This is a genomic window from Lysinibacillus sp. GbtcB16 (assembly GCF_019091145.1).
GTDB lineage: Bacteria > Bacillota > Bacilli > Bacillales_A > Planococcaceae > Lysinibacillus > Lysinibacillus fusiformis.
The window spans coordinates 1-250 of record NZ_JAGXJV010000684.1; the positions used below are offsets into that span (position 1 = coordinate 1).

Below are 250 nucleotides of genomic sequence, written 5' to 3' on the forward strand. Positions count from 1 at the left end.
GGGGACGATGACAATGAAACCAGATGCTTACGGAGTAACCGATACGTCTCAGAATCAACCGGGCGCGGGCGGCAGTCGAGGCAAGCAACAGCATGAGCCTCTATCGGGATCGAAAAAGGTGAAAAACCGCAACCATTCCCGCAATAACGGCCACGGTGAAGGCGCAGGCCACGGTCATTAATCTTTTTTCGCCAACCATGTTTAAGGTTCGACAATTCGGACATACTATATCTTGTCAGTGAGCAGAGAG

General features: G+C 51.2%; 1 protein-coding gene. It reads left to right on the plus strand.

What is annotated here, in order from left to right; translation table 11 throughout:
• The first annotated feature begins 13 nt into the window (after positions 1–13).
• Complete coding sequence (locus KVT27_RS25600; protein WP_217582274.1) at positions 14–181, plus strand: small acid-soluble spore protein P; 168 nt, start codon at positions 14–16, stop codon at positions 179–181.
• Positions 182–250 lie beyond the last annotated feature (69 nt).

Bases quoted from the DNA above. Each gene is read 5' to 3' on its own strand.
- KVT27_RS25600 (WP_217582274.1), top strand. From the start codon at position 14: ATGAAACCAGATGCTTACGGAGTAACCGATACGTCTCAGAATCAACCG.